This is a genomic window from Janthinobacterium psychrotolerans, from assembly GCF_001677885.1.
Classification (GTDB): domain Bacteria; phylum Pseudomonadota; class Gammaproteobacteria; order Burkholderiales; family Burkholderiaceae_D; genus Janthinobacterium; species Janthinobacterium psychrotolerans.
On sequence record NZ_LOCQ01000062.1, the window covers coordinates 289,073 to 314,343 of the forward strand.

The 25,271-nt window shown below is 63.3% G+C and carries 23 protein-coding genes; 22 read left to right on the forward strand and 1 reads right to left on the reverse strand.

Annotation, left to right across the window (positions count from 1 at the left end):
• The first annotated feature begins 36 nt into the window (after positions 1–36).
• The 14 genes from odhB (at position 37) to rlmD (ending at position 15,939) form a co-directional block, all read left to right on the forward strand.
• Complete coding sequence (gene odhB / locus ASR47_RS25270; RefSeq protein ID WP_065310549.1) at positions 37–1,287, forward strand: 2-oxoglutarate dehydrogenase complex dihydrolipoyllysine-residue succinyltransferase; 1,251 nt, start codon at positions 37–39, stop codon at positions 1,285–1,287.
• 103 nt (positions 1,288–1,390) lie between these two features.
• Positions 1,391–1,762, forward strand: coding sequence for a PspC domain-containing protein (locus ASR47_RS25275; protein WP_065310550.1), 372 nt, complete (start codon positions 1,391–1,393; stop codon positions 1,760–1,762).
• Positions 1,752–3,182 (forward strand): dihydrolipoyl dehydrogenase, encoded by a 1,431-nt coding sequence (gene lpdA, locus ASR47_RS25280; RefSeq protein WP_065310551.1) that lies wholly within the window; start codon positions 1,752–1,754, stop codon positions 3,180–3,182. Before ASR47_RS25275 ends, lpdA begins: the two co-directional genes overlap by 11 nt.
• Before the next feature lie 72 nt (positions 3,183–3,254).
• Entirely contained in the window at positions 3,255–4,352 is a 1,098-nt protein-coding gene (zapE, locus tag ASR47_RS25285; protein WP_065310552.1) for a cell division protein ZapE, read from the forward strand.
• A 10-nt stretch (positions 4,353–4,362) separates the two neighbouring features.
• Positions 4,363–5,088 (forward strand): hypothetical protein, encoded by a 726-nt coding sequence (locus ASR47_RS25290; protein ID WP_065310553.1) that lies wholly within the window; start codon positions 4,363–4,365, stop codon positions 5,086–5,088.
• 126 nt (positions 5,089–5,214) lie between these two features.
• Positions 5,215–5,415, forward strand: a complete 201-nt coding sequence (locus ASR47_RS25295) for a YdcH family protein (RefSeq protein ID WP_065310554.1) — start codon at positions 5,215–5,217, stop codon at positions 5,413–5,415.
• A gap of 103 nt (positions 5,416–5,518) precedes the next feature.
• The gene (yoaA, locus tag ASR47_RS25300; RefSeq protein WP_065310555.1) at positions 5,519–7,498 is read left to right on the forward strand and encodes a DNA repair helicase YoaA; all 1,980 of its coding nucleotides are present in this window, start codon (positions 5,519–5,521) and stop codon (positions 7,496–7,498) included.
• Positions 7,499–7,796: 298 nt separating this feature from the next.
• On the forward strand, positions 7,797–8,402 hold the full coding sequence (locus ASR47_RS25305) for a toll/interleukin-1 receptor domain-containing protein (RefSeq protein ID WP_065310556.1): 606 nt from the start codon (positions 7,797–7,799) through the stop codon (positions 8,400–8,402).
• Positions 8,403–8,413: 11 nt separating this feature from the next.
• Positions 8,414–10,738 carry a tetratricopeptide repeat protein gene (locus ASR47_RS25310; protein WP_171899035.1) on the forward strand — a complete coding sequence of 775 codons (2,325 nt, stop codon included), beginning with the start codon at positions 8,414–8,416 and terminating at the stop codon, positions 10,736–10,738.
• Between the two features lie 87 nt (positions 10,739–10,825).
• Complete coding sequence (gene surE, locus ASR47_RS25315) at positions 10,826–11,563, forward strand: 5'/3'-nucleotidase SurE (RefSeq protein ID WP_065310557.1); 738 nt, start codon at positions 10,826–10,828, stop codon at positions 11,561–11,563.
• A complete protein-coding gene (locus ASR47_RS25320; protein ID WP_065310558.1) occupies positions 11,560–12,450 on the forward strand; it encodes a protein-L-isoaspartate(D-aspartate) O-methyltransferase in 891 nt (296 codons plus the stop codon). The genes surE and ASR47_RS25320 overlap by 4 nt, the downstream gene beginning before the upstream one ends.
• A 42-nt stretch (positions 12,451–12,492) precedes the next feature.
• Positions 12,493–13,431, forward strand: coding sequence for a peptidoglycan DD-metalloendopeptidase family protein (locus ASR47_RS25325; RefSeq protein WP_065310559.1), 939 nt, complete (start codon positions 12,493–12,495; stop codon positions 13,429–13,431).
• Between the two features lie 8 nt (positions 13,432–13,439).
• The gene (gene rpoS / locus ASR47_RS25330) at positions 13,440–14,462 is read left to right on the forward strand and encodes an RNA polymerase sigma factor RpoS (protein ID WP_065310560.1); all 1,023 of its coding nucleotides are present in this window, start codon (positions 13,440–13,442) and stop codon (positions 14,460–14,462) included.
• Positions 14,463–14,595: 133 nt separating this feature from the next.
• A complete protein-coding gene (gene rlmD, locus ASR47_RS25335) occupies positions 14,596–15,939 on the forward strand; it encodes a 23S rRNA (uracil(1939)-C(5))-methyltransferase RlmD (RefSeq protein WP_065310561.1) in 1,344 nt (447 codons plus the stop codon).
• A gap of 312 nt (positions 15,940–16,251) precedes the next feature.
• Here the strand turns inward: rlmD and ASR47_RS25340 are convergent, their stop codons facing one another.
• A complete protein-coding gene (locus tag ASR47_RS25340) occupies positions 16,252–16,938 on the reverse strand; it encodes a Bax inhibitor-1/YccA family protein (protein WP_065310562.1) in 687 nt (228 codons plus the stop codon).
• A 219-nt stretch (positions 16,939–17,157) separates the two neighbouring features.
• Here ASR47_RS25340 and ndk point away from each other — a divergent pair, with 219 nt between their 5' ends.
• From ndk to bamB, 8 genes are all read left to right on the forward strand, one after another.
• Positions 17,158–17,574 (forward strand): nucleoside-diphosphate kinase, encoded by a 417-nt coding sequence (gene ndk, locus ASR47_RS25345; RefSeq protein ID WP_065310563.1) that lies wholly within the window; start codon positions 17,158–17,160, stop codon positions 17,572–17,574.
• 115 nt (positions 17,575–17,689) lie between these two features.
• Positions 17,690–18,865, forward strand: a complete 1,176-nt coding sequence (gene rlmN / locus ASR47_RS25350; RefSeq protein ID WP_065310564.1) for a dual-specificity RNA methyltransferase RlmN — start codon at positions 17,690–17,692, stop codon at positions 18,863–18,865.
• Positions 18,866–18,876: 11 nt separating this feature from the next.
• The gene (gene pilW, locus ASR47_RS25355) at positions 18,877–19,656 is read left to right on the forward strand and encodes a type IV pilus biogenesis/stability protein PilW (protein ID WP_065310565.1); all 780 of its coding nucleotides are present in this window, start codon (positions 18,877–18,879) and stop codon (positions 19,654–19,656) included.
• 13 nt (positions 19,657–19,669) lie between these two features.
• Positions 19,670–20,623, forward strand: coding sequence for a helix-turn-helix domain-containing protein (locus tag ASR47_RS25360; RefSeq protein WP_065310566.1), 954 nt, complete (start codon positions 19,670–19,672; stop codon positions 20,621–20,623).
• A 16-nt stretch (positions 20,624–20,639) separates the two neighbouring features.
• On the forward strand, positions 20,640–21,914 hold the full coding sequence (gene ispG, locus ASR47_RS25365; RefSeq protein ID WP_065310567.1) for a flavodoxin-dependent (E)-4-hydroxy-3-methylbut-2-enyl-diphosphate synthase: 1,275 nt from the start codon (positions 20,640–20,642) through the stop codon (positions 21,912–21,914).
• 67 nt (positions 21,915–21,981) lie between these two features.
• The gene (gene hisS / locus ASR47_RS25370; protein ID WP_065310568.1) at positions 21,982–23,343 is read left to right on the forward strand and encodes a histidine--tRNA ligase; all 1,362 of its coding nucleotides are present in this window, start codon (positions 21,982–21,984) and stop codon (positions 23,341–23,343) included.
• 69 nt (positions 23,344–23,412) lie between these two features.
• Positions 23,413–24,081, forward strand: coding sequence for a tetratricopeptide repeat protein (locus ASR47_RS25375; RefSeq protein WP_065310569.1), 669 nt, complete (start codon positions 23,413–23,415; stop codon positions 24,079–24,081).
• Positions 24,082–24,120: 39 nt separating this feature from the next.
• The gene (bamB, locus tag ASR47_RS25380; RefSeq protein ID WP_065310570.1) at positions 24,121–25,266 is read left to right on the forward strand and encodes an outer membrane protein assembly factor BamB; all 1,146 of its coding nucleotides are present in this window, start codon (positions 24,121–24,123) and stop codon (positions 25,264–25,266) included.
• Positions 25,267–25,271 lie beyond the last annotated feature (5 nt).

The window sequence follows — 25,271 nt, forward strand, 5'->3', positions numbered from 1 at the left end:
GGCGGCGCCGCAATAACAAAATAAACGGAGTTTTACATGGCACAAATCGAAGTCAAAGTACCCCAGTTGTCGGAATCGGTTGCGGAAGCGACCCTGTTGGCATGGCATAAAAAAGTCGGCGAGCCGGTCTCGCGCGACGAGAACATGATCGATATCGAAACCGATAAAGTGGTGCTGGAATTGCCGGCGCCAGCCGCTGGCGTGATCGTGCAAATCATCAAGGACAACGGCGCGACCGTGGTCGCCGGCGAAGTCATCGCCATCATCGATACCGATGGCACCGCCAAGGTGAGCCCGCTGGAAGTGTCGGCCATCCCTGCGCCAGCCCTGGCCGCCGCCGCACAGGAAACCGCGACCGCCTCCGCGCCTGCCGCCGCCACCAAGGGTGACGTGGCCATGCCGGCCGCCGCCAAGATCCTGTCCGAAAAAGGCCTGGCCGCTGGCGACGTCGCCGGTTCCGGCAAAGACGGCCGCGTGACCAAGGGCGACGCCCTGGCCGCTGCCGCCAAACCAGCCGCACCTGCTCCTGCCGCCGCCAAGCCGGCCCTGCAGCAAGTTGCCGCCCCTGCCGCCGCCAACCTGGGCGACCGTCCGGAAGAGCGCGTGCCGATGAGCCGCCTGCGCGCCCGTATCGCCGAGCGCCTGCTGCAATCGCAATCGACCAACGCCATCCTGACCACGTTCAATGAAGTGAACATGGCGCCAGTGATGGAACTGCGCAACAAGTACAAGGACAAGTTCGAGAAAGAGCACGGCGTCAAGCTGGGCTTCATGTCGTTCTTCGTCAAGGCCGCCGTCGCCGCCCTGAAAAAGTACCCGATCATCAACGCCTCGGTCGATGGCAATGACATCGTCTACCACGGCTACTTCGACATCGGTATCGCGGTCGGTTCGCCACGCGGCCTGGTGGTGCCTATCCTGCGCAATGCCGACCAGATGTCGATCGCCGACATCGAAAAGAAAATCGGCGAATTCGGCGCCAAGGCAAAAGAAGGCAAGCTGACCCTGGACGACCTGACCGGCGGCACCTTCTCGATCTCGAACGGCGGCACCTTCGGCTCGATGCTGTCGACCCCGATCATCAACCCGCCACAATCGGCCATCCTGGGCGTGCATGCGACCAAGGACCGTGCGGTCGTGGAAAACGGCCAGATCGTCGTGCGTCCAATGAACTATCTGGCCATGTCGTACGACCACCGCATCATCGACGGCCGCGAAGCCGTGCTGGGCCTGGTCGCCATGAAGGAAGCGCTGGAAGATCCGGCACGCCTGCTGCTGGACCTGTAATACCACGTTCGCCCCGGCGCAGCCGCCGGGGCAGTGCAGGCAGTACCGTTGTACCCGTGCCAGAAGACGCAGCTGGCTGATCTCAACTCAAAGAGGATTCCTTATGAACGTCTCTGAAGAAATCAAGCGTCTGCATGAGTTACACCTGGCGGGCGCATTAAGCGATGCTGAATTTGCGCAAGCCAAGGCCAAGCTATTGGGCGGCATCAAGATGGACCAGCCTGGCGCCAGCCATGGCGATGGTCCCGCGAATGACCTGGTACAAGAATTCAGCCGGCTGCGCCGCTCGCGCGGCGACCGCTGGCTGGGTGGCGTATGTGGCGGCCTGGGCCGCGCTTCCGGCATGGAAGCGTGGATCTGGCGCCTGGTCTTCGTGCTGTTTACACTGACCTTCGGCTTCGGCGTGGTGATTTACCTTCTATTGTGGATTTTCGTCCCGGACGAAGAGATTGGAATAACAAAACATGAGTACTAAACAATTTGACGTCGTCGTCATCGGCGCCGGTCCTGGCGGCTATATCGCCGCCATTCGCGCAGCGCAACTGGGCTTTAGCGTCGCCTGCGTCGACGAATGGTCGAACGCCAAGGGCGGCGCCGCGCCAGGCGGCACCTGCACCAACGTCGGCTGCATCCCGTCGAAAGCGCTGCTGCAATCGTCCGAGCATTTCGAACACGCGGGCCACAGCTTCGCCGAGCACGGCATCGATGTCGCCGGCCTGCAGCTGAATCTGGGCCAGATGTTGAAGCGCAAGGATAACGTCGTCAAGCAGAACAACGACGGCATCCTGTACCTGTTCAAGAAAAACAAGATCGCCTTCTTCCACGGCCGCGCATCGTTCGCCGGCGCCGCTGGCGCGGGCTATGACGTCAGCGTGGCTGGCGCCGCCAACGAAACCTTGAACGCCAAGCACGTCATCATCGCCACCGGTTCGAACGCACGCGAACTGCCGGGCGCGCCATTCGACGAGAAACTGATCCTGTCGAACACCGGCGCACTGGCGATCGACGCCGTACCGGCCAAGCTGGGCGTGATCGGCGCCGGCGTGATCGGCCTGGAAATGGGCAGCGTATGGCGCCGCCTGGGTTCCGACGTGACCATCCTCGAAGGCCTGCCTGTGTTGCTGGGCGCGGTTGACGAGCAGATCGCCAAGGAAGCGGGCAAGCTGTTTGCCAAGCAAGGTTTGAAGATCAGCCTGGGCTGCAAGATCGGCACCATCACGCCGGGCGCGGACAATGTCAGCGTCGACTATGTCGATGCCAAGGGTGTCGCTGTCACCGCCGTGTTCGACAAGCTGATCATCTCGATCGGCCGCACGCCAAACACCAACGGCCTGGCCGCCGACAAGGTCGGCCTGCAGCTGGACGAACGCGGCTTTATCGCCGTCGACGGCGACTGCAAGACCAATCTGCCGAATGTGTGGGCGGTGGGCGACGTGGTGCGCGGCCCGATGCTGGCGCACAAGGCCGAAGAAGAAGGCGTTGCCGTGGCCGAGCGTATCGCCGGCCAGCATGGCCACACCAACTTCAACACGATTCCATGGGTAATCTACACCTCGCCGGAAATCGCGTGGGTCGGCAAGACCGAACAGACCCTGAAGGCCGAAGGCATTGCCTACAAGGCCGGCAGCTTCCCGTTCCTGGCCAATGGCCGTGCGCGCGCGCTGGGCGATACGTCGGGCATGGTGAAATTCCTGGCCGATGCGACCACCGATGAAATCCTCGGCGTGCACATCGTCGGTCCGATGGCCTCCGAGCTCATTTCGGAAGCCGTGGTGGCGATGGAATTCAAGGCTTCGGCCGAAGACATCGCGCGCATCTGCCACGCCCACCCGTCCCTGTCGGAAGCGACCAAGGAAGCGGCGCTGGCCGTTGACAAGCGCACCTTGAACTTTTAATCGCAGTTAGCCATACAGGGGCGCTGGCGGCTGTTTTTGCCGCCAGCGCCCTTGCGCGTTGAATCGAGCCCCATGAACGTAGAAGAGTTTTACCAGAACGCGTTGCAGCAGCGCGATTTCAAGGCCGACGCGGCACAGCGCCGCGCCGTCGACCGCCTGCAACAGTGCTATGACGAATGGGTGGCCTACAAGGGCCAGCGTTCGAGCACGTTCAAGCGCCTGATCAACCGCCCATCCGTGCCGAAAGGCGTGTACATGTGGGGAGGGGTGGGGCGCGGCAAGTCCTTCCTGATGGACAGTTTTTATTCGGTGGTGCCGGTGGTGCGCAAAACGCGATTGCACTTCCATGAATTCATGCGCGGCGTGCACCAGCAGCTCGATGAATTGAAAGGCGTGGCCGACCCGCTCGACGAGGTCGCCAAACGGATCGCCAGGAAATACCGGCTGATCTGCTTCGACGAATTCCACGTCTCCGACATCGCCGACGCGATGATCCTGTACAACCTGCTGTCGGCCCTGTTCAATAACGGCGTGTCCTTCATCATGACGTCGAACTACGATCCCGACCTGCTGTATCCGGACGGCCTGCACCGCGACCGCATGCTGCCGACCATCGCGCTGCTGAAAGACAAACTCGACGTGATGAACGTCGACGCCGGCGTCGACTACCGCGGCCGCGCGCTGGAACAGGTCGACAGCTACTACACGCCGCTGGGCGCGGCCACCGACAAGGCCCTGCGCGACGCCTACACGCGCATCGCCGAGACGGCCGACGAAGACGCGCGCATCCGCATCGAAAGCCGCGAAATCCACTGCCTGCGCCGCGCCGGCGGCATTATCTGGTTCGATTTCGCCACCCTGTGCGGCGGACCACGCTCGCAAAATGATTACCTTGAAATCGCCAGCCGTTTTCATACAGTGATCTTGTCGGCGATACCGGCCATGTCGGCGGCGCAGTCGTCCGAGGCGCGCCGCTTCACCTGGCTGATCGACGTGTTCTACGACCAGAAGGTCAAGCTGATCATGTCGGCCGAAGTGCCGCCCGAGCAGCTCTACACGAATGGCATGCTGGCCAATGAGTTTCACCGCACCGTCTCGCGCATCGTCGAAATGCAATCGCGCGAATACATGGAAAAAGAACAGCGCGGCGCGGCCGACGCGATCGTTTGAGGCAAACACGATGAAGATGATGAACCAGATGATGGGTACGTGGAGCGCTGTGCTCGCTTGCGCGCTGCTGCTGTCGGCTTGCGCCGCGCCGAACAAGGCGGCCATGGACGAGGTCGGCATGCCGCAGGTGCCGCCGACCGTGACGGTGGCCGAGGCCGACGCCAAGCTCAAGCAGGTGGCCGCCGAAAGGGCCGCCGCCGAGAGCGCCTATGCGGCACGCGAACTGGTGTGCTATGAGCGCTTTTTTGTCACCAACTGCCTGGACAAGGCCAAGGAAACGCGTCGCCTGACCCTGGTGCGCCTGCGCGCCATCGAAGCCGAGGCCAGCCATTTCAAGCGTGCCGAATCGGTGCGCCTGCGCGACGCCGACCTGGCGCGCACGCAGCAGGATGCGAGCAAGGAACTGGCCGAACGCACCGAACGCGCGGCGGCCACGCCGAAGACCATGAAAGTGGTCACGCCCGAAGCGGCACCGGCCAAGCCGGCGGGCCCGACCCTGGCCGAGCGCCAGGCCCAGCATGACGCGGCCGTGAAACAGCAGGCGGCGCGCGACGCCGCCGAAGCGCCGCAGCGCGCCGCGCGTGAAGCCAGTTTTGCCCGAAAGCAGGCTGAAGCGGTAAAACGCCAGGAGCGCGTCGCCAGGCGCCTGGCCGAGCGCGAGAAGGCGGCTGCCGACAAGGCCGCGCGTGCCGCCGCTGACGCCGGCAAACCTCCGGCACCGATCGGCGAAAATTAAATTGGCTCTGGCCGGCCGCAAGGGCCGGCCCTGAAAGGGCGTGCCGTATCGCGCGCGGCAGGTTAAACTACGGCCTTGCCGGCGCTGCCGGCGCTCGTTTCCCCTACATTATCTGGAACGCAACACATGAGCGATGCACAGCATATACAGCGGCGCCTGATTGAACTGGACGTCGAACACCGCGACCTCGATGCCGTCATCGAGTTGCTGGTGCTCGATGGCCACCATGACGAGCTGCAGCTGCGGCGCCTGAAAAAGCGCAAACTGCAATTGAAAGACCATATCACCTTGCTGAAAATGCAGCTGGTGCCCGATGTGCCCGCCTGAGGGACGCCAGTAGCGTCCGGCCCAGTCCTTACTTAAGTTTATTTTGACCGATCACCAATTATTGCCTGTCAGCCAAGACGGCTTGCCGCCCGAGCCAGCCGAAATGGAAGCTGTCGAGCCGGGCAGGCACGACGCCGAGATCGAGCGCCTGTTTGGCGCCGGCGGCCCGCTGGGCCCGGCGGTGGGCAGCTACAAGCCGCGCCGCTCGCAAACCGAGATGGCCAAGGCCATCGCCAGCGCCATCGACAGCCAGACCACCCTGATCGCCGAAGCGGGCACGGGTACCGGCAAGACCTTTGCCTACCTGGTGCCGGCCCTGATGTGGGGCGGCAAGACGATCGTGTCCACTGGCACCAAGAACTTGCAGGATCAATTGTTCCTGCGCGATATTCCGACCGTGCGCGCCGCCTTGCAGGCGCCGGTTTCGGTGGCGCTGCTCAAGGGGCGCTCGAACTACGTCTGCCATTACCACCTGGAACGCACCTTGCAGAACGGCCGCATGACGTCGCGCGATGACGTCGGCCATTTGCGCGAAATCTCGCGCTTTATCAAAATGACCAGTTCCGGCGACAAGGCCGAGCTGGCCAAGGTGCCCGAGAACGCCATGATCTGGAACCTGGTCACCTCCACGCGCGACACCTGCATGGGCGCCGAATGCCAGTATTACCAGGATTGCTTCGTGATGAAGGCGCGCAAGGAGGCCCAGCAGGCCGACGTGGTGGTGGTCAACCATCACCTGTTCTTTGCCGACGTGGCGCTGAAAGACACGGGCGTGGCCGAATTGCTGCCGTCGGCAAACACGATTATTTTCGACGAGGCGCACCAGCTGCCCGATACCGCCACCCTGTTCTTCGGTAATACCGTGTCGACCTCGCAAATCCTCGAACTGTGCCGCGACGTGCTGGCCGAAGGCCTGGCCCATGCGCGCGGCATCGACTGGGCCAAGACCGTGACGGTGGTGGAAAAAGCCGCGCGCGACCTGCGGTTGACGTTCCCGCAAGATATCGTGCGCATGTCCTTGCCGCAAATTGCGCCGTCGAGCGACTTTTTCCCGGCGCTGGAAACACTCAAGGACGAACTTGACGGCATGGTTGCCGTGCTCGACACCCAGGCGGAGCGGGCCGAGACACTGGAGCAATGCCGCGTGCGCGGCGTGGAACTGGCGCAGCAGCTGAGCAGCTGGAAGTTCGATCCGAAAGCCAAGATTGCCGCCGGCGAAGAAGCCGTGTTCTGGGTCGAGGCGTTTTCCAGTTCCTTGCAGTTACATAAAACCCCGCTGTCGATCGCGCCGATTTTCAATAACCAGCGCGAAGGCACGCCGCGCAGCTGGATTTTTACCTCGGCCACCCTGGCCGTGAAAAATGACTTCAAGCATTTTTCCGAACAGATGGGGCTGACGGGCGAACCGTCGCACACCTGGCCGTCGCCGTTCGACTATGGCCAGCAGGGCTTGCTGTTCGTGCCGCAGAACCTGCCGCAACCGAACTCCCTCGGTTATACCGATGCGGTGATCGACTGCGCCTTGCCGATCATCGAGGCGGCCGGCGGCCGTACCTTCTTCCTGTGCACCACCTTGCGCGCGGTAAAACGGGCGGCCGAACGGCTGGCCGAGGAGTTCAAGCAGCGCGGCCTGAACTTCCCGCTGTTCGTGCAGGGCGAGCGCGGCCGCACCGAATTGCTGGACCAGTTTCGCGCGGCCGGCAACGGCGTGCTGATCGGCAGCCAGAGTTTCTGGGAAGGCGTCGACGTGCGCGGCGACGCCTTGTCGCTGGTGATCATCGACAAGCTGCCGTTCGCGCCGCCCGACGACCCGGTGCTGGCGGCGCGCATCGAGGTGATGGAAAAGCAGGGCAAGAACGGTTTCATGCACCATTCGCTGCCCGAGGCCATCATCAACCTGAAGCAGGGCGCCGGCCGGCTGATCCGCGACGAGGGCGACCGGGGCGTGCTGATGATCTGCGATCCGCGCCTCATTTCCAAGCCGTATGGCAAGCGGATCTGGCAAAGCCTGCCGCCGTTCAAGCGCACGCGCGATACGGCCGAAGTGATCGAGTTCTTCCGCAGCCTGCCGGCCAGCTCCTAGCCGCTTTCCTGGCCATATTCCTGGCCGGTGCGCCGCGCCGGTCAATTTCCCTTTCAATTCAATACCTTGGCGAATTGTCGCAAGGTTTGCCTGCGCGCCTGACATGCCAGAATCTGGCGCAAGCAAGCTTGTTTCTGGCATGAAAAGGAGGGCGCTGCCGCCGCGTCAAGGTTTGCGTGCGCGCAAATAGGGACGTGCTCAGCGGTTTACAGTGGGGTCATGCCTTCCGCGTTCGCCTTTGCGTCCAGCCGCGGTGAAGGCAATGCGATACCAGGGTAAGGGGAACAGGGGGGATGCCATGGATATCCGCTACGGCTGTTTCTTGAGCTATGCGCACGGAAATTTCGCTTTCATGAACAAGTTCAAGAATGATCTTGTGGAAGCCTTGTCGTGCTACCTGGAACCCCATCTCGACCGCGAAGACGCGCTGTTCATCGACAGCGAGCAGCTCGGTGGCGGCGATGACCTCGATCTGCGCGTGGCCCGCGCGATGTGCGAAAGCGTCTGCATGATCGTGCTGTACACGCCCAAATACGAAGCCCATGGCTACACGCGGCGCGAGTTCGCCGCCATGCAATTGATCGAGCAGGAGCGGCGCAGCTGGTATGAGCTGCCCAGCCACCTGATCATCCCCATCATCATGACGCAGCATACCGAGGGCTTGCCGGCGCAAATCGCCGGCCCCGGCTTCTATGTCGATTTTTCCGCCTACACGCTGGCCAGCGGCGACCTGAAATCGAATCCGCAGTTTCTGCCCGATATAAAAAAAATCGTGCAGCGCATCGCCCGGCATTATCAATTGCTCAAGCGCTCGACACCGCCGGGCCATGATTGCAGCCGCTTCGTCCTGCCGGAAATCCCGCCGCAGTGGCGGGCCGTGCCGCCCCCTCACTTCCCACGTTAAAGGTCCCCGCCATGGAATGCCCACGCCTGTCCCTGCCGCCTTTGAGCGCCCCTGGTGAAGTCGTCACCTTCTATTCCTACAAGGGCGGTACCGGCCGCACCATGGCCCTGTCGAATATCGCGGTGCTGCTGGCGCGCCGCGACAACGCCAGCGTGCCGGTGCTGATGCTGGACTGGGACATGGAAGCGCCCGGGCTGCACCATTATTTCGACCAGCACCAGGAGTGTCCGGGCGTGCTGGAGTTTTTCGAGGCCTGCCGCGAGCAGCTCGAACTGCTGGGCGCGACCGGCTTCGCCGCCGACGGCGAGCACGACTATGCGGCGCTGGCCGAACGGGTGCTCGACGCCATCGACTGGCAGCAATACGTGGTGCGGGTCGACCAGGGCAGTCCCCTGTACCTGATGCGCGCCGGGCGTTTCGACGCCAGCTACAGCGAACGGCTTGCGCAGATGCGCTGGGATCAGTTGTTCGACGCCTGCCCGGCGCTGTTTCGCTGCTTTGCCGATACGCTGGCGCGGCATTTCCGCTACGTGCTGGTCGATTCGCGCACCGGCCGCACCGACAGCGCCGGCATCTGCACTACCTTGCTACCGAGGAAACTGGTGGTGGTCTTCACGCCGAACCGGCAAAGCCTGGAGGGCGTCGATGCGCTGGTCACGCGCGCCATCGAATACCGGCGCAGCCATGAAGACGAGCAGCGCCCGCTGCTGGTGTATCCATTGCCGTCGCGCATAGAAATGGGCGACGGCGCGCAGCGCGCCGAATGGCGCCGCGGCGACAGCTACAAGGGCATCGCCGGCTACCAGCCGATGTTCGAACGGCTGCTGCGCACCTCGTACGGCTTGCCGCAGATCGCGCTCGACAGCTATTTCGATGAAGTGCAGTTGCAGCAGACCAAGACCTTTGCCTACGGCGAGCAGCTGGCCGTGCGCATCGACCAGGGCGGCGACCGCTTTTCGCTCACGCGTACCTTCGAAGCCTTCCTGCAGTGGCTGACGGGCGGCTATTTTCCGTGGCAATCGAGCCGCGAGATTGGCCTCCTGGCCGCCATCGACGAGGCACGCCGGGCGCTGCAGGTCGAACCTGGCCGCGCCGTGGCCTTGCCGCTGGCGCGCGACCTGGCCCGCCTCGGCGAGCTGTACCGCAAGGACGGCCGGCCGGAGCCGGCGCTCGACGCCTTCCGCCAGAGCGTCGAGATCCGCACCCGCATCCTCGGTGGCGAGCATATCGATACCCTCACCGGCAAGAGCGGCATGGCGCGGCTGCTGCGCCAGCTCGGCACGCTGGATGAAGCGCGCCAGCTCGAAGAAGACGTGGCCAGGGCGCGCGAGCGGCTGCAGGGCGCGGAACACGCCGACACCCTGGCCGCCAGGGCCTGCCTGGCGCAGACCATGGTGCGCCAGGGCGATTACGCGGCCGCGCTGGCGCTGCAGGATGCGGTACTGGCCAGCCAGCTGCGCCTGCTGGGCAGCGAACATCCGCGCACCCTGGGCGCGATGGCCTGCCGCGCCACCACCTTGCTGCACATGGGCAGCCTGGACGAGGCGCGCCAATTGCTGGACACCGTGGTGGCCGCGCGCACGCGCTTGTTTGGCGCCGAGCACGGCGACACCCTGCACAGCAAACTGGCGCTGGCCCAGGTGCTGGGGCGGCAGGGCGACCTGGAAGGCGCGCGCCAGCTGCTCGACGCCATACTGCAGGCGCAGGAGCGCAGCCTGGGCCTCGACCATCCGGTCACGCTGGCCACGCGCGACCGCCTGGCCGATATCGTGGCGGGCCTGGGCGACTGGGCCGGCGCGCGCCAGCTGCACGAGAACCAGGTGGCGGCGCGCGAGCGCACGCGCGGCCTCGATCATCCTGAAACGCTGATGAGCCAGCGTAAGCTGGCCGAAGCGCTGCTGCGCCGCGGCGAGCTCGAGGCGGCCCGCAACGTGCAGCAGCAGGTGCTTGAAGTGCATGCGCGCCTGCTGGGCGAGCATCATCTCGATACCTTGCACAGCCGCATGCAACTGGCCGGCACCATGCAGCAGCAGGCCAGCCTGGCCGACCATGGCGCGCCCGATACGGAGGAGCCGGAAACCCTGACCAGCATGATCGCCATGCTGCAGGGCATGATCGAGCGCGAGCAATACCGGCAGGCGGGCGAGCTGGCCGAGCACCTGAAGTCCTGTCTGTTGCGTCCCGGCGTGGCGGGCAATCTGCGCAAGCGCGGCATGGCCCAGCTCAAGCGCCTGTACAAGCAGCAGGGCGACCTCGATGCGCTGTTCGCGCTGCAGGAAGACGAGGTGCAGGCACTGGAAGGGGCCTTGTCGGAAGCGCGCATCGAGCAGCGCTGAGCTGCTGTTGCCTGGAATGCAAAGAAAATGCCGTATTGCATCGTCGCGCTTGCGCAGCGCAGGCCTTGCTTCGGGTAAAATTCCGGCATGAGAATTTTAATCAGTAATGACGATGGCTATCTTGCGCCGGGCCTGGCCGCCCTGGCCGATGCGCTGGCGCCAATTGCCGACATCGTGGTGGTGGCGCCCGACAGCAACCGTTCGGGTGCGTCCAACTCGCTGTCGCTGGACCGGCCGCTGTCGGTGAACAAGGCCGGCAATGGCTTTTATTATGTCAACGGCACGCCGACCGACTGCGTGCACGTGGCGCTGACCGGCATGATGTTCGAGCGCCCCGACCTGGTGGTGTCCGGCATTAACAACGGCCCCAACATGGGTGACGATACGCTCTATTCGGGCACCGTGGCGGCCGCCACCGAAGGCTATCTGTTCGGCATCCCGGCGATCGCGTTTTCACAGGCCGAGTATGGCTGGGTCAACCTCGATGCGGCCGCGCGCGTAGCCAGGGATATCGTCGAGCGGCGATTGGACGAACTGCAAAAACCGTATCTGCTCAATGTGAATATCCCCGCGCTTCCCTACGAACAGCTGCAAGGCATGGCGGCCACGCGCCTGGGCAAGCGCCATTCGGCCGAACCGGTGATCCGCGCGCTCGATCCGCGCGGACGCGAGATCTTCTGGATCGGCCCGGTGGGCGCCACCAGGGAAGCCGGTCCCGGCACCGATTTTCACGCCATCGCGCAGGGCCAGGTGTCGATCACGCCGCTGCAGATCGACCTGACCCATGTGGCGCAGCTCGACGCGCTGGCAAAAGGCCTGGCATGAGCGACAAGCCGCGCACCTTCCCTTTGTCGCTCGATGCGCTGGCCGGCAAACCGTCGCGCCAGGGCGGCGCCACCTCGCTGGCGCAGTCGCGCATCGTGCGCCCGCAAACGGCGACGCAGAATGCGGCGCAAAACGCCGGCCGCGGCGCGGCGCCCGTGTATGGCGCACCGGCCGGCCTCACGCCGTCGCGCGCCCAGGCAATTGCCAACGAACGTGCGCAGCCGGTCCCGGTGGCGGCGCCACGGCAGAACCCGCTGGTGTCGGACGCCGTGCGGCGCGCGATGGTGGCGCGGGTCGCCAGGCTGGGCGTCAAGGACCAGCTGGTGCTCGACGCCATGCAAGCCGTGCCGCGCCATCTGTTTGTCGATGAGGCTTTTGCCTCGCAGGCCTATATCGACGCGTCGCTGCCGATCGGCCACCAGCAGACCATTTCCCAGCCGTATATCGTGGCGCGCATGATCGAAGTGATGCGCAATGGCGGGGCGCTGCAGCGCGTGCTCGAGATCGGCACCGGCTGCGGCTATCAGGCCACCGTGCTGTCGCGCGTGGCGAAGGAAGTGTTTTCGATCGAACGCATCAAGCCGCTGCACGAACTGGCCAAGGCCAACTTGCGTCCGCTGCGCGTGGCGAACCTGCGCTTGCAGTACGGAGATGGTATGCTAGGCTTGCCGCAGGCGGCGCCCTTTGACGGGATCATCCTTGCCGCAGCCGGCCTGGAAGTGCCGCAAGCCCTGTTGGAGCAATTGACGATAGGCGGGCGCCTGGTGGCGCCGGTGGGCGACAAATTGCAGCATTTACAACTCATTACCCGGGTAGGAAAAATGGAATGGACCAGCGCAGCCCTGGAAGACTGCCATTTCGTGCCTCTGCGCCCGGGCACCATCTGATCCGAGGATCAGCCAGCAAGCAGGACAGACAACGACATGCGAATGATGAAACAAACCAAGGTACTCCTCAGCGGCATCACGCTGGCCATGCTGCTCAGCGCCTGCGGCACCACCGGCGTGCAGGCGCCCGTGGTCGAACGTCCGCAGGCCTCCGGCACTACGGCGGCCAGCGCGGCGCGCGACCGCGATCCCGCCATGTACACGGTCAGGCGCGGCGACACCCTGCTGCGTATCGCGCAGGAACACGGCCAGAACTTCCGCGATCTGGTGGTCTGGAATAACCTTGGCGACCCGAACGATATCAAGGTCGACCAGGTGCTGCGCGTGCTGCCGCCAACCGGCGACACGGGCGGCGCCCAGACTTCGGCCATCGTCATGCCGGCCGTCACCGAAGTGCGCCCTGCGGCGCCGGCGGTGCCGAAAAAGACCGGTCCGCGCGGCGAGAAGCGCCCGTATTCCGACGCCACCCTGGCCGAGCTGCGCAGCGATGCCGGCGTGGCCGAGGTCCCGCCAGCGGCCCCGCCAGCAGCGCCGCTGGCCGTGCCGGCCAAAGCCGCCGTGGCCACCAGCGGCACCGGTGCGCCGGCCGCCGCCGTGGTCGCCGCTGGCGAGGAAAAGCTCAGCTGGATGTGGCCTTCCGAAGGCAAGGTGATCGGCACCTTCGACGAAGGCAAGAACAAGGGCGTCGATATCGCCGGCAAGGCCGGCCAGCAGGTGGTGGCCGCCGGCGCAGGAAAAGTCATGTACGCTGGCAGCGGCATCCGTGGTTATGGTAATCTTGTTATCGTGAAGCACAGTAATAGTTTATTGTCGGCTTATGCGCATAACCGCAGCATCCTGGTCAAGGAAGGGCAGAGCGTCAACAAGGGCCAGGCCATCGCCGAAATGGGCGATTCCGATGCCGACCGCGTCAAGCTCCACTTTGAAATCCGCCAGCAGGGCAAGCCTGTCGATCCGTCCAAGTTCCTGCCTAACCGTTAGGTAAAGCAATGAAAAACGCGCCGCACGATCCGCATGATGATGAACCGGACCCGCACGACGAAGTGGTGGACGAGGTCATCACTGATGATGAAAGCGAGCTCGACAGCATCGATCCGGCCGAGGCCGGTGAAGCGGCGGTGGCCAGCGTGGCGGTCGACAGCGTCGACGAATTGAAAAAAGTGCTGGCGGCCGAGCTGTCGACCGATACCACCCAGCACTATCTGAACCAGATCGGCACGCGCCCGCTGCTGACGGCGGCCCAGGAAGTGCATTACGCCACCCTGGCCAAGCAGGGCAATTTCGAAGCGCGGCAAACCATGATCGAGCACAACTTGCGCCTGGTCGTGTCGATCGCCAAGCACTACATCAACCGCGGTGTGGTGCTGCTCGACATGATCGAGGAGGGCAATATCGGCCTGATGCGCGCCATCGACAAGTTCGAGCCCGAACGCGGTTTCCGTTTTTCCACCTACGCCACCTGGTGGATACGCCAGAGCATCGAGCGCGCCATCATGAACCAGGCGCGCACGGTGCGCCTGCCGGTGCACATGGTGCGCGAGCTGAACCAGATCCTGCGCGGCAAATACCACCTCGAAGCACAGCACCGCGACGGCAAGGATGCGTCGGCCGAAGACATCGCCCACCTGGTGGGGCGGCCGGTGGAAGAGGTGCAGGACATCCTGGCGCTGTCCGAACACGCCACCTCGCTCGACGCGCCGCTAGACAACGATCCGCAATCGTCGTTGATGGACATGCTGCCCGGCGCCACCGAAGATAGCCCAGACGCGCGCGCCGAACACCATGAAATGACGGTGCTGGTACGCGACTGGCTGGGCAAGTTGCCCGACAAGCAGCGCGTGGTGATCATGCGCCGCTTCGGCCTCGACAACGACGATCCGGCCACCCTGGAAACCCTGGCCGAGGAAATGGGCGTCACCCGCGAACGCGTGCGCCAGATCCAGCAGGAAGCGCTGATCAAGTTGAAGCGCGCCATGGCCGCGCGCGGCGTGGTGCGCGACTCCTTGCTCTAAGCTGGCCCGGCCCGGCTATCCTGGGCCGGCATCTGCTATCATACGCCCCGCTCGCGGCGCCTGACCTTTCCCCGTTCTCCTTCAAGTTCCAGCGCGGCCCTGCGTCCTGGCCCACTTTTACCTATTGATCGCTATGCAAGAAAATATCATCGAAATCAAATCGCTCGACATGGACGCGCGCGGCGTCGGCCATATCGGGAATGAAGACGGCTCGCCGGGCAAGGTCGTGTTTGTCGAAGGCGCCTTGCCCGGTGAACGGGTCAGCTTCGTGACGTTCAAGAAAAAGAAAAACTGGGAAGCGGCCCGCATGACGGTGCTGCACCGCGAGTCGTCGATGCGCGTGAAGCCGAAGTGCAAGCATTTCGATTACTGCGGCGGCTGCTCGATGCAGCACCTGGAGCCATCGGCCCAGGTCGCCATCAAGCAGCGCGTGCTGGAAGACAACCTGTGGCATATCGGCAAGGTGCGCGCCGAGAGCATCATGCGCCCCATGTATGGCCCGACCTGGGGCTACCGCTACCGCGCGCGCCTGTCGGTACGCCACGTGAAGAAAAAAGAGACGGTGCTGGTTGGCTTCCATGAAAAGAAATCGGCCTTTGTCGCCGATATCGACAGCTGCGAGATCCTGCCGCCGCATATATCAAACATGCTGTTGCCACTGCGCGGGCTGATCGGCTCGCTGTCGATCTTCGACCAGATGCCGCAGATCGAGCTGGCCATCGGCGAAGATGTCACGGCGATGGTGCTGCGCATCATGGCGCCGTTGACGCAGGACGATGAAACGAAACTGAAAGCCTTTGCCGACGAGTACGGCGTGCAGTGGTGGTTGCAGGTCAAGGGGCCGGAAACGGCCGTGCCGTTCTATCCGCTGGACCAGCAATTGCACTATCTGCTGCCCGAGTTCGGCGTCAGGATGCCGTTCAAGCCGGTCGATTTCACTCAGGTGAATCACCATATCAACCGCGTGCTGGTGTCGAAAGCGCTGCGCCTGCTGGAAGTGCAGCCGTCGGACCGCGTGGCCGACCTGTTCTGCGGTTTGGGTAACTTCACCTTGCCGCTGGCCACGCAGGGCAGCGAGGTGGTCGGCATCGAAGGCAGCACCACCCTGACCGAGCGCGCGCTGGAAAATGCGCTGGCCAATGGTCTGTCGGAAAAAACCTCGTTCTCGACGCGCAACCTGTTCGAAGTGACCACCGACGACCTGATCGCGCTGGGCAAGTTTGACCGTATCCTGATCGATCCGCCACGCGACGGCGCCATGGCCCTGTGCCAGGCGCTGGTCGGGCTGTCGCAAGTGCGCCCGGACATGCTGCCGAAACGTATCGTGTATGTGTCGTGCAGCCCGTCGACCCTGGCGCGCGACGCCGGCATCCTGGTGCTGGAAGCCGGTTACAGGCTTTCCAAGGCCGGCGTGGTCAATATGTTTCCGCATACCTCGCATGTGGAGTCGATGGCGGTGTTTGACCTGGTTGGGTAAAGCGTAAAACGGCGGGCCGGAGACGCGGGCCCGAGGAAATGCCGATGGCTGCGTTGCAGCTCCTTGCCGTACATGCGTACTGCCTGCGTCGCTGCGCCTTGCCCTCGACATTTTTCGGGTCCGCTTGGCCCGGAGAGCCGGTGCTGGTGCTGGTGGCCTTGGTGTGCTTTGCTGGTGTGCTTGTGTTGTGGGAAAAACGCCAGCATGCGTAGGTCGGATTAGGTGCAAAGCGCCGTAATCCGACAACACTAGAGGCGTAAAACAGACGTAAAAAAACCGGCCTAAGCCGGTTTTTTTATTGCTGCATCAATCTTAATCGCGGCTGCCGCCGGCCAAGCCCAGCAGGGACAGCAGGCTGGTGAAGATGTTATACACGTCCAGGTAGATGCGCAGGGTGGCCGAGATGTAGTTGGTCTCGCCGCCGTTGATGATCTGCTGCACGTCATACAGGATGTAGGCCGAGAAGATGGCAATCGCCACCATCGAGATCACGATCGACAGCGCCGACAGGCCCAGGAAGATGTTCGCCACCGACGCCAGGATCAGCACGATCACGCCGGCGAACAGCCATTTGCCCATTGCCGAAAAGTCGCGCTTCGACACCGTGGCAATCGTTGCCATCACGGCCAGGATGGTGGCTGTGCCGCCGAAAGCCGTCATGATCAGCATGCCGCCGTTCGCGTAGCCCAGGGTGCGCATCAGGATAGGCGTGAGCATCAGGCCCATGAAGAAGGTAAAGCCCAGCAGGACGGCGACACCGAGGCCCGAGTTCTTGGTTTTTTCAATCGCGTACATGAAGCCGAAGGCGATGGCCATGAAGATGATGAAGCCCATGCCGCCGGTCAGCATCGGCAGGTGCATCTGCACGCCGATGAAAGCGCCCAGCACGGTCGGTATCATGGACAGTGCGAGCAGCCAGTAAGTATTGCGCAAGACCTGGTGGCGTACTTGTTGCATGCCTCCCGACAGGTCAAAGGTGCGTTGCATGTTCTGATTCATAAAGCCTCCGTGTTGTCAAATCGATTTACTTCTTTGTGCAAGGATAGCATGGCGCCGCTTTTTTGCAAAAAAACCAGCTTAAGATTCCATTAAACGCATCTGGCTTGCAAGATCGTGATGGTGGTCCTGGGTGAGATGGGGTGTAGTATGGTAAAATCGAAGGTTGATTGAACTATCAATTATTGTTTTAAACCTTACTTTTTATTGGAGTTTTCACACATGGCAATCGAACGCACCCTGTCGATCATCAAACCAGACGCAGTTGCAAAAAACGTAATCGGCCAAATCTACAGCCGTTTCGAAAACGCTGGCCTGAAAATCGTTGCAGCCCGCATGACCCAACTGACGCGCGAACAAGCTGAAGGCTTCTATGCAGCGCACAAAGAGCGCGGCTTCTTCAAGGATCTGGTCGACTTCATGGTTTCGGGTCCAGTCATGATCCAGGCCCTGGAAGGCGAAAACGCCGTACTGGCCCACCGTGACCTGATGGGCGCAACGGATCCGAAAAAAGCGGAAAAAGGCACGATCCGCGCCGATTTCGCCGATTCGATCGATGCCAACGCCGTCCACGGTTCGGACGCTGTCGAAGCTGGTCAAGTGGAAATCGCTTACTTCTTCCCGGAACTGAAGGCCTAATCGCCTTGGATAACGTTATTTCCTGGCGTTATCTGTGAAATAACTTTATCACCCCTGTTCCCGCTGCGCTGGTTTGCTCTGCGCGCGGGGACGGATTTTTAGAATAGGCAACATCATGACGACGACTACCCTCACCAACTTGCTGGACCTCGATCCCGCGCAGCTGATCGCTTATTGCGCCGAGTTGGGAGAGAAACCGTTTCGTGCGAAACAACTGCAACGCTGGATACACCAGTTTGGCGCTTCCGACTTCGACGCCATGACCGATCTGGCCAAGTCGCTGCGCGATAAACTCGCCACGCGCGCCGAAGTGCGCGCCCCGGCCATCATCAGCGATCACACCTCCACCGACGGCACGCGCAAGTGGCTGGTCGACGTGGGCAATGGCAATGCGGTCGAAACCGTGTTCATCCCGGAAGAAAACCGCGGCACCCTGTGCATCTCGACCCAGGCCGGCTGCGCCGTCAACTGCCGTTTCTGCTCGACCGGCAAGCAGGGCTTCAACCGCAATCTGTCGGTCGGCGAGATCATCGGCCAGCTGTGGATGGCGGAATTCGAACTGCGCCGCACCAAGGGCATCGAGCCGGGGCCGAAAGGCGAGCGCCAGATCACCAACGTGGTGATGATGGGCATGGGCGAGCCGCTGCTCAATTTCGAGCCGACCGTCACCGCGCTCAAACTGATGCTCGACGATAACGCCTACGGCCTGTCGCGCCGCCGCGTCACCCTGTCGACCTCGGGCGTGGTGCCGATGATGGACAAGCTGTCGCAGGAAGTGCCGGTGGCGCTGGCCGTCTCGCTGCACGCCTCGAACGATATGCTGCGCGATGGCCTGATTCCTCTGAACAAGAAATACCCGTTGAAGGAGCTGATGGCGGCCTGCAAACGCTATCTGGAATTCGCCCCGCGCGACTTCATCACCTTCGAATACTGCATGCTCGACGGCGTCAACGACAGCGACGAGCACGCGCGCGAACTGCTGGCGCTGGTACAGGACCGCGAGTTCGGCGTGAACTGCAAGTTCAACCTGATTCCGTTCAATCCTTTCCCCGAGTCGGGTCTGTTCCGCTCGAAAAATCCGCGCATCAAGGCCTTTGCCCAGGTGCTGATGGATGGCGGCATCATCACCACCGTACGCAAGACGCGCGGCGACGATATCGATGCGGCCTGCGGCCAGCTGGCCGGCGAAGTCAAGGACCGCACGCGGGTGCAGGAGCGGATGGAAAAAATGACGGAATACCAGCAGAAGTTCGGCGCCAATTTCGGCAAGATCGTCGAGATCCGCTCCTGATGCGGGGAGGCATGGCTTACCCTCGCGCACTTGCCGTGGCGGTTGCCAGCCTGGCCGTGCTGCTGGCCGGCTGTGCTTCCATTGCGGACCAGGAGCGCTCCGCCGCCTCGCTGAGTGAGCGCGCGCACTTGCGCCTGCAACTGGCCAGCGCCTATTATGCGCAAGGCCAGTTTGGCGTGGCCCTGGAAGAGGCGCAGCAAGCGCTTACTCTGGCGCCAGGCGACGCCCAGGCGTATGGCATGCGTGGCTTGATCCTCGCGGCCATGCATCAGAGCGTGGCGGCCGAAAAAGATTTTCTTTACGCATTGCGCCTTGCGCCCCACAATCCCGAGTTGAGCAATAATTATGGCCAGTTCCTGTGCCAGAGCGGGCGTGCGGCGCAGTCGCTGGCGTATTTCGATGCCGCGCTGCAGGACGCCGCCTATGTGTCGCCGGAAAAGGCGCTGAACAATGGCGGTGCATGCAGCCTGGCCATGAAGGATCATGCGCGCGCGATTGCCTACTGGCTGCGCGCGGAGGGCATTGCGCCGGGGATGGCAAGCACTTACATCGGCCTGGCGCGTGCGTATTGCGAACAGCAGGACTACCGCCAGGCGGCGTTGTATCTGGAGCGCCTGGGCAAGGTAACGATTATGGAAAGCCAGACGGCCGATGTGCTGTGGCTAGCGATCAAGGTGCGGCATAAGCTCGGAGATGCGGGTGCGGAAGCTGGCCTGGTGGCGCAATTGCGCCGCCACCATTCCGGCTCGCCCGAATATGCTGCTTATCAAAGTGGGGCGTTTGATGAGTGAGACAGGGATACCAATGAATTCAGAGCGGGCAGAAATACCTCAGCAGCAGCCCCAGGGCAATCTTGCGTCGGCAGGCGCACAACTGAAGGCGCAGCGCGAAGCACTGGGCTGGCCGGTGGAGCAGGTGGCCGACCAGCTCAAGCTGGCGCCGCGCCAGGTGGTGGCGCTGGAAGAGGGCGATGTGGCGGCCTTGCCGAACCTGGCCGTGGTGCGCGGTTTCGTGCGCGCCTACGCCAAGGTCCTGAAAATGGATGCCGCGCCGCTGGTGGCGATGATCGAAGTGCATCCGCCCACGCCGGTGCAGGAGCACCAGGCGACGCCGGCGCGCCGCGATATCTCGGCCACGTTTTCCGAGTCGCGCTTCCCGTCGATGACGCAGCGCTCCTCGCATACCGGTCTGTGGATCGCCGGCGCCGTGGCGGTGGTGGTGGCCGCCGCCTTCGGCGCGTATAAAATGGGTTATGTGCCCGACACCCTGTTTGCCCGCGGCGACAAGGAGGCCGTGCACACCAGCCTGGCAGGGCCGGTGGAAACCACGCTGGTCAAGCCGGGCCAGGAGATCGCGCCCGTGCAGACGCCGTCGGTACCCCTGATTTCGGTGCCGCCGCCAGAAGGCGGCACCGGCAACGAGACACCGCCGCCGGCACCGGCCACGGTACTGGCCACTGCGCCAGCCGCCGTGCCGGCACCGGTGGTCGAAACGCCGGCGGCCGCGCCAGCCGTGGCCAGCGCCAATGCGCTGGTGCTCAATGTGACGCAGGATTCCTGGGTTGAAATTCGCCGCCCCGGCAGCACGCCGCTGATTTCGCGCCTGGTCAAGGCCGGCAGCACGGAGACCTTCGACATCACCGGGCCGGCCGTGCTGGTGGTGGGCAAACCCGAGATGGTGCAAGCGACCCTGCGCGGCGCCAAACTGGAACTGCCACGCATTGCGGGCGGCACGATTGCCCGCGTGAATATCAAATAACGGACAAGACTATTATATGGCTACCTCGAATACAGCGATCGGCTCCGGCCCGTCCGGCCGGCGCGACAGCCGCAAGGTGCTGGTCGCACACGGCCAGCGCCAGATCTGGGTGGGCGGCGACGCCCCCGTGGTGGTGCAGTCGATGACCAATACCGATACGGCCGACGCCATCGGCACCGCAATCCAGATCAAGGAACTGGCGCGTGCCGGCTCGGAACTGGTGCGCCTGACGGTCGACCGGCCGGAGGCGGCGATGGCGGTGCCGTATATCCGCGACCAGCTCGACAAAATGGGCATCGACGTGCCGCTGGTGGGCGACTTTCACTACAACGGCCATACCCTGCTCAACGACTATCCCGATTGCGCGCGCGCACTGTCGAAGTACCGCATCAATCCGGGCAACGTCGGCAAGGGCGCCAAGCGCGACACGCAATACGCGCAGATGATCGAAGCGGCCTGCCGCTACGACAAGCCGGTGCGCATCGGCGTGAACTGGGGCAGCCTGGACCAGGCGTTGTTGGCACGCATCATGGATGAAAACGCGGGCCGCGCCGAACCGTGGCCGGCCCAGGCCGTGATGTACGAAGCGCTGGTGACGTCGGCGATCGAAAACGCCGTGCGCGCCGAAGAACTGGGCCTGGCGCGCGACAAGATCATCCTGTCCTGTAAAGTGTCCGGCGTGCAGGACCTGATCGCCGTCTACCGCGAGCTGGCCAAACGCTGCGACTATCCGCTGCACCTGGGCCTGACCGAAGCGGGCATGGGCAGCAAGGGCATCGTCGCCTCGACGGCGGCCTTGTCGGTGCTGCTGCAAGAGGGCATCGGCGACACCATCCGCATTTCGCTCACGCCCGAGCCGGGCGGCGACCGCACGCGCGAGGTGATCGTCGGCCAGGAGATTTTGCAGACCATGGGCCTGCGCAAGTTCGCGCCGATGGTGATCGCCTGCCCCGGTTGCGGCCGCACCACCTCGACCACCTTCCAGGAACTGGCCGACAATATCCAGACCTATCTGCGCGAGCAGATGCCGGAATGGAAAAAACTGTATCCGGGCGTGGAAGCGATGAACGTGGCCGTGATGGGCTGCATCGTCAATGGCCCGGGCGAATCGAAGCACGCCAACATCGGCATCAGCCTGCCCGGCACCGGCGAGTCGCCGGCCGCGCCGGTATTTGTCGATGGCGAAAAAGTCGTCACCCTGCGTGGCGAGCGCATCGTCGAAGAATTCCAGGACATCGTCCTGAAGTATGTAAAAAGCCACTACGGCGCCACTGCCACGATTACGGCGTAGGTCGGATTAGCGCTACGCGCGTAATCCGACAACTTGGGTAAAGCAAAAAGTAAAGAAGAAGAACACCATGTCCGAAAATAAAAAAGCCGATAAAATCACCGCCGTCAAAGGCATGAACGACGTGCTGCCAGCCGACGCGCCGCTATGGGAGCTGTTTGAAAATACGGCCCAGTCGGTGCTGCAAAGCTATGGCTTCCAGCAGATCCGCACGCCGATCGTGGAAGAGACGAAATTGTTCGCGCGCGCCATCGGCGCCGTCACCGATATCGTTGAAAAAGAGATGTACTCGTTTACCGATTCGATGAACGGCGACAACCTGACCCTGCGCCCGGAAGGCACGGCCGGCGTGGTGCGCGCCGTGGTCGAGCACAACCTGGTCTACGAAGGCCCGAAACGCCTGTGGTACAAGGGCCAGATGTTCCGCCACGAGCGCCCGCAGAAGGGCCGCTACCGCCAGTTCCACCAGTTCGGCGTGGAAGCGATCGGTTTTACGGGCCCGGACATCGACGCCGAGCTGATCATGATGTCGCGCCGCCTGTGGGATGACCTGGGCCTGGAAGGCATCCGCCTGGAACTGAACTCGATCGGCGACGCCGCCGAGCGCCTGCGCCACCGCGCCGACCTGATCGTCTACCTGGAAAGCCACAGCGAGCTGCTCGACGAAGAAGCCAAGCGCCGCCTGCACAGCAATCCGCTGCGCATTCTCGACACCAAGAATCCCGCCATGCAGGAACTGGTCAATGGCGCGCCCAAGCTGCTGGACTACCTGGGCGAGGAATCGCTGGCCCACTTCCACGGCCTGCAAAAGATTTTGAACCACAACAATATTCCGTTTACCATCAATCCGCGCCTGGTGCGCGGCCTTGATTACTACAACCGCTCGGTGTTCGAGTGGGTCAGCGACAAGCTGGGCGCGCAAGGCACGGTGTGCGCGGGCGGGCGCTATGACGGCATGGTTGAAATGTTCGGCGGCAAGTCGACACCGGCCGTCGGTTTCGGCATGGGCGTCGAGCGCCTGGTGCTGCTGATGAAAGACGCGGCCGAGCCGGAGCAGCCAGCCCAGTGCGATGTCTACCTGGTGCACCAGGGCGAGCAGGCCGGCCTGCAGGCCTTTGTTCTGGCCGAGCGCATCCGCGACGCCGGCCTGGACGTGGTGCTGCACTGCGCGGCCAGCAATGGCGGCGGCAGCTTCAAGACGCAGATGAAAAAGGCCGACGCCAGCGGCGCATCGTTTGCCGTGATCCTCGGCGACGATGAAGTGGCCAACCACGTGGCCACCGTCAAGGCCCTGCGCGACGCCGAAGGCGCGGCGCAGCAGAGCACGGTGCCGTTCGACGATGTCGTCGATTATGTGGTCGACCAGATCATCGGCGACCATGATTGCGGTCATGACCACGGCCCTGGCGGCCATGTGCATCACCATCATTGATATACGTTGCCACGGCGATGTGGCAACATGGCGTACCCCTCGATCCACTACTCATTACACTGACGACTCATGGCATACGATCACGAAGAGCAAGAACAACTGGCATCCCTCTCGGCATGGTGGAAGCGCTACGGCAACCTGACCTCCTGGGTCCTGATCGTGGCGCTGGCCGGCTACAGCGGCTGGGCTGGCTGGCAGTACTACCAGCGCACGCAATCGGCGCAGGCAGGCCAGCTGTACGATGAGCTGCAGGGCGCCATCGCCGCCAAGGACGCGGCCAAGATCCAGCGCGCCGCGGCCGACATGCAGTCGCGCTTCGGTGGCACGTCGTACGCGCAGATGAGCGGCTTGGCCGCGGCCAAGGCGGCGTTCGACGCGAACGACATGAAAACCGCCAAGGCCCAGCTGGCCTGGGTAGCCGAGCATGGCAGCGAAGAATACAAGGTGATCGCCAAGCTGCGCCTGGCTGGCGTGCTGCTCGACGAAAAAGCCTACGATGAAGCGCTGAAAGCCCTGTCGGGCGCCAGCGTGCCGCAATTTGCCGGCGCCGTGGCCGACCGCAAGGGCGATATCCTGGTGGCGCAGAACAAGCTGGCCGAGGCGCGTACCGCCTACCTGGCCGCGTTCGGCGCGACCGACAAGAACAACCCGGGCCGCCAGCTGATCCAGGTGAAACTGGAAGCGATCGGCGGCAGCGTGCCGGAAGAGAAGGCCAAGGCCGCAGCAGCGGCTGCCTGATAGTCCTTACAAGTACAAGAAAAAGGTTGGATAACATTTATGCGTCTCACTGAAAAGCTGGTAGCGGCAAGCCTGTTGGTCTTGATGGCGGGTTGCTCGTCATGGAACCCTTTTGCCAAGAAGGATCCGAAAACCGAGCCGGCCAAGCTGGTCGAGTTAAAATCGAGCATGGCCGTGCGCGAAGCATGGAAATACTCGATCGGCAAGTCGGGCGTGTATGCATTCACTCCGGCCCTGTCCGGCAGCAGCCTGTATGTGGTCAACGCCGATGGCGCGCTGGCCCGCCTCGATGCGGCCACCGGCCGTGAAACCTGGCGCATCAAGAGCGGCACCGACATCACGTCGAGCCCCGGCACCGACGGCAACGTGGTGGCGGTCGGCGGCGTGAAGGGTGCCGTGATGGCGTTTGACGCCGACGGCAAGGAACTGTGGAAGGCCCAGGCGTCGAGCGAAGTGCTGACGGCGCCGGTGGTTGGCGACGGCGTGGTAGTGGTGCGCAGCGTCGATAACCGCATTCTCGGTTTCGACGCCAGGACCGGCGAGCGCAAATGGGTAGTGCAGCGCAACACCCCGTCACTGACCTTGCGCAATGCGCCGGGCATGGTGATGGGCGGCGCCAGCGTGTATGTCGCCCAGCCGGGCGGCAAGCTGCTGGCGCTGACGGCGGCCACCGGCGTGGTACGCTGGGAAACCGCGGTCAGCGAAGCGCGCGGCGCCACCGAACTCGAACGCGTGTCCGACATCGCCGGCACGCCGGTGGTGTTCGAAGGGGAAGTGTGCACCGTCACGTACCAGGGCAAGGCCGGTTGTTTCGACGCCGCCACCGGCGTGCCGCGCTGGACCAAGCCGGTCTCGTCCGATGTGGGCGTGGCGGTCGACCAGCGTTTCGTGTTTACCGCCGATGACCAGGGCACCGTGCTGGCGTTTGCCCGCGAAGGCGGGCAGGGCGCCTGGAAGAACGAGGCGCTGGCGCGCCGCCGCCTGTCCACGCCGGCCTCGTACGGCCGCAGCGTGGCCGTTGGCGACTATCAAGGTTACATCCACTTCCTGTCACGGGAAGATGGCGCATTAATAGGTCGGGTCAGCACCGACGGCAGCCCGATCATCTCGGTTCCTGTCGTTGCAGGTTCGAATTTGATTTTTCAAACCCAATCAGGGACAGTGACCGCTCTCGCGGTCGAGTAATACAA

Coding starts and splice junctions, on each gene's coding strand:
- bamB (WP_065310570.1), top strand. CDS start 24,121: ATGCGTCTCACTGAAAAGCTGGTAGCGGCAAGCCTGTTGGTCTTGATG.
- ASR47_RS25305 (WP_065310556.1), top strand. CDS start 7,797: ATGGATATCCGCTACGGCTGTTTCTTGAGCTATGCGCACGGAAATTTC.
- rlmN (WP_065310564.1), top strand. CDS start 17,690: ATGACGACGACTACCCTCACCAACTTGCTGGACCTCGATCCCGCGCAG.
- zapE (WP_065310552.1), top strand. CDS start 3,255: ATGAACGTAGAAGAGTTTTACCAGAACGCGTTGCAGCAGCGCGATTTC.
- surE (WP_065310557.1), top strand. CDS start 10,826: ATGAGAATTTTAATCAGTAATGACGATGGCTATCTTGCGCCGGGCCTG.
- ASR47_RS25375 (WP_065310569.1), top strand. CDS start 23,413: ATGGCATACGATCACGAAGAGCAAGAACAACTGGCATCCCTCTCGGCA.
- ASR47_RS25295 (WP_065310554.1), top strand. CDS start 5,215: ATGAGCGATGCACAGCATATACAGCGGCGCCTGATTGAACTGGACGTC.
- ASR47_RS25275 (WP_065310550.1), top strand. CDS start 1,391: ATGAACGTCTCTGAAGAAATCAAGCGTCTGCATGAGTTACACCTGGCG.
- ASR47_RS25340 (WP_065310562.1), bottom strand. CDS start 16,938: ATGAATCAGAACATGCAACGCACCTTTGACCTGTCGGGAGGCATGCAA.
- ASR47_RS25310 (WP_171899035.1), top strand. CDS start 8,414: ATGGAATGCCCACGCCTGTCCCTGCCGCCTTTGAGCGCCCCTGGTGAA.
- ASR47_RS25320 (WP_065310558.1), top strand. CDS start 11,560: ATGAGCGACAAGCCGCGCACCTTCCCTTTGTCGCTCGATGCGCTGGCC.
- ndk (WP_065310563.1), top strand. CDS start 17,158: ATGGCAATCGAACGCACCCTGTCGATCATCAAACCAGACGCAGTTGCA.
- ASR47_RS25290 (WP_065310553.1), top strand. CDS start 4,363: ATGAAGATGATGAACCAGATGATGGGTACGTGGAGCGCTGTGCTCGCT.
- ispG (WP_065310567.1), top strand. CDS start 20,640: ATGGCTACCTCGAATACAGCGATCGGCTCCGGCCCGTCCGGCCGGCGC.
- rlmD (WP_065310561.1), top strand. CDS start 14,596: ATGCAAGAAAATATCATCGAAATCAAATCGCTCGACATGGACGCGCGC.
- rpoS (WP_065310560.1), top strand. CDS start 13,440: ATGAAAAACGCGCCGCACGATCCGCATGATGATGAACCGGACCCGCAC.
- yoaA (WP_065310555.1), top strand. CDS start 5,519: ATGGAAGCTGTCGAGCCGGGCAGGCACGACGCCGAGATCGAGCGCCTG.
- hisS (WP_065310568.1), top strand. CDS start 21,982: ATGTCCGAAAATAAAAAAGCCGATAAAATCACCGCCGTCAAAGGCATG.
- ASR47_RS25325 (WP_065310559.1), top strand. CDS start 12,493: ATGATGAAACAAACCAAGGTACTCCTCAGCGGCATCACGCTGGCCATG.
- ASR47_RS25360 (WP_065310566.1), top strand. CDS start 19,670: ATGAATTCAGAGCGGGCAGAAATACCTCAGCAGCAGCCCCAGGGCAAT.
- lpdA (WP_065310551.1), top strand. CDS start 1,752: ATGAGTACTAAACAATTTGACGTCGTCGTCATCGGCGCCGGTCCTGGC.
- odhB (WP_065310549.1), top strand. CDS start 37: ATGGCACAAATCGAAGTCAAAGTACCCCAGTTGTCGGAATCGGTTGCG.
- pilW (WP_065310565.1), top strand. CDS start 18,877: ATGGCTTACCCTCGCGCACTTGCCGTGGCGGTTGCCAGCCTGGCCGTG.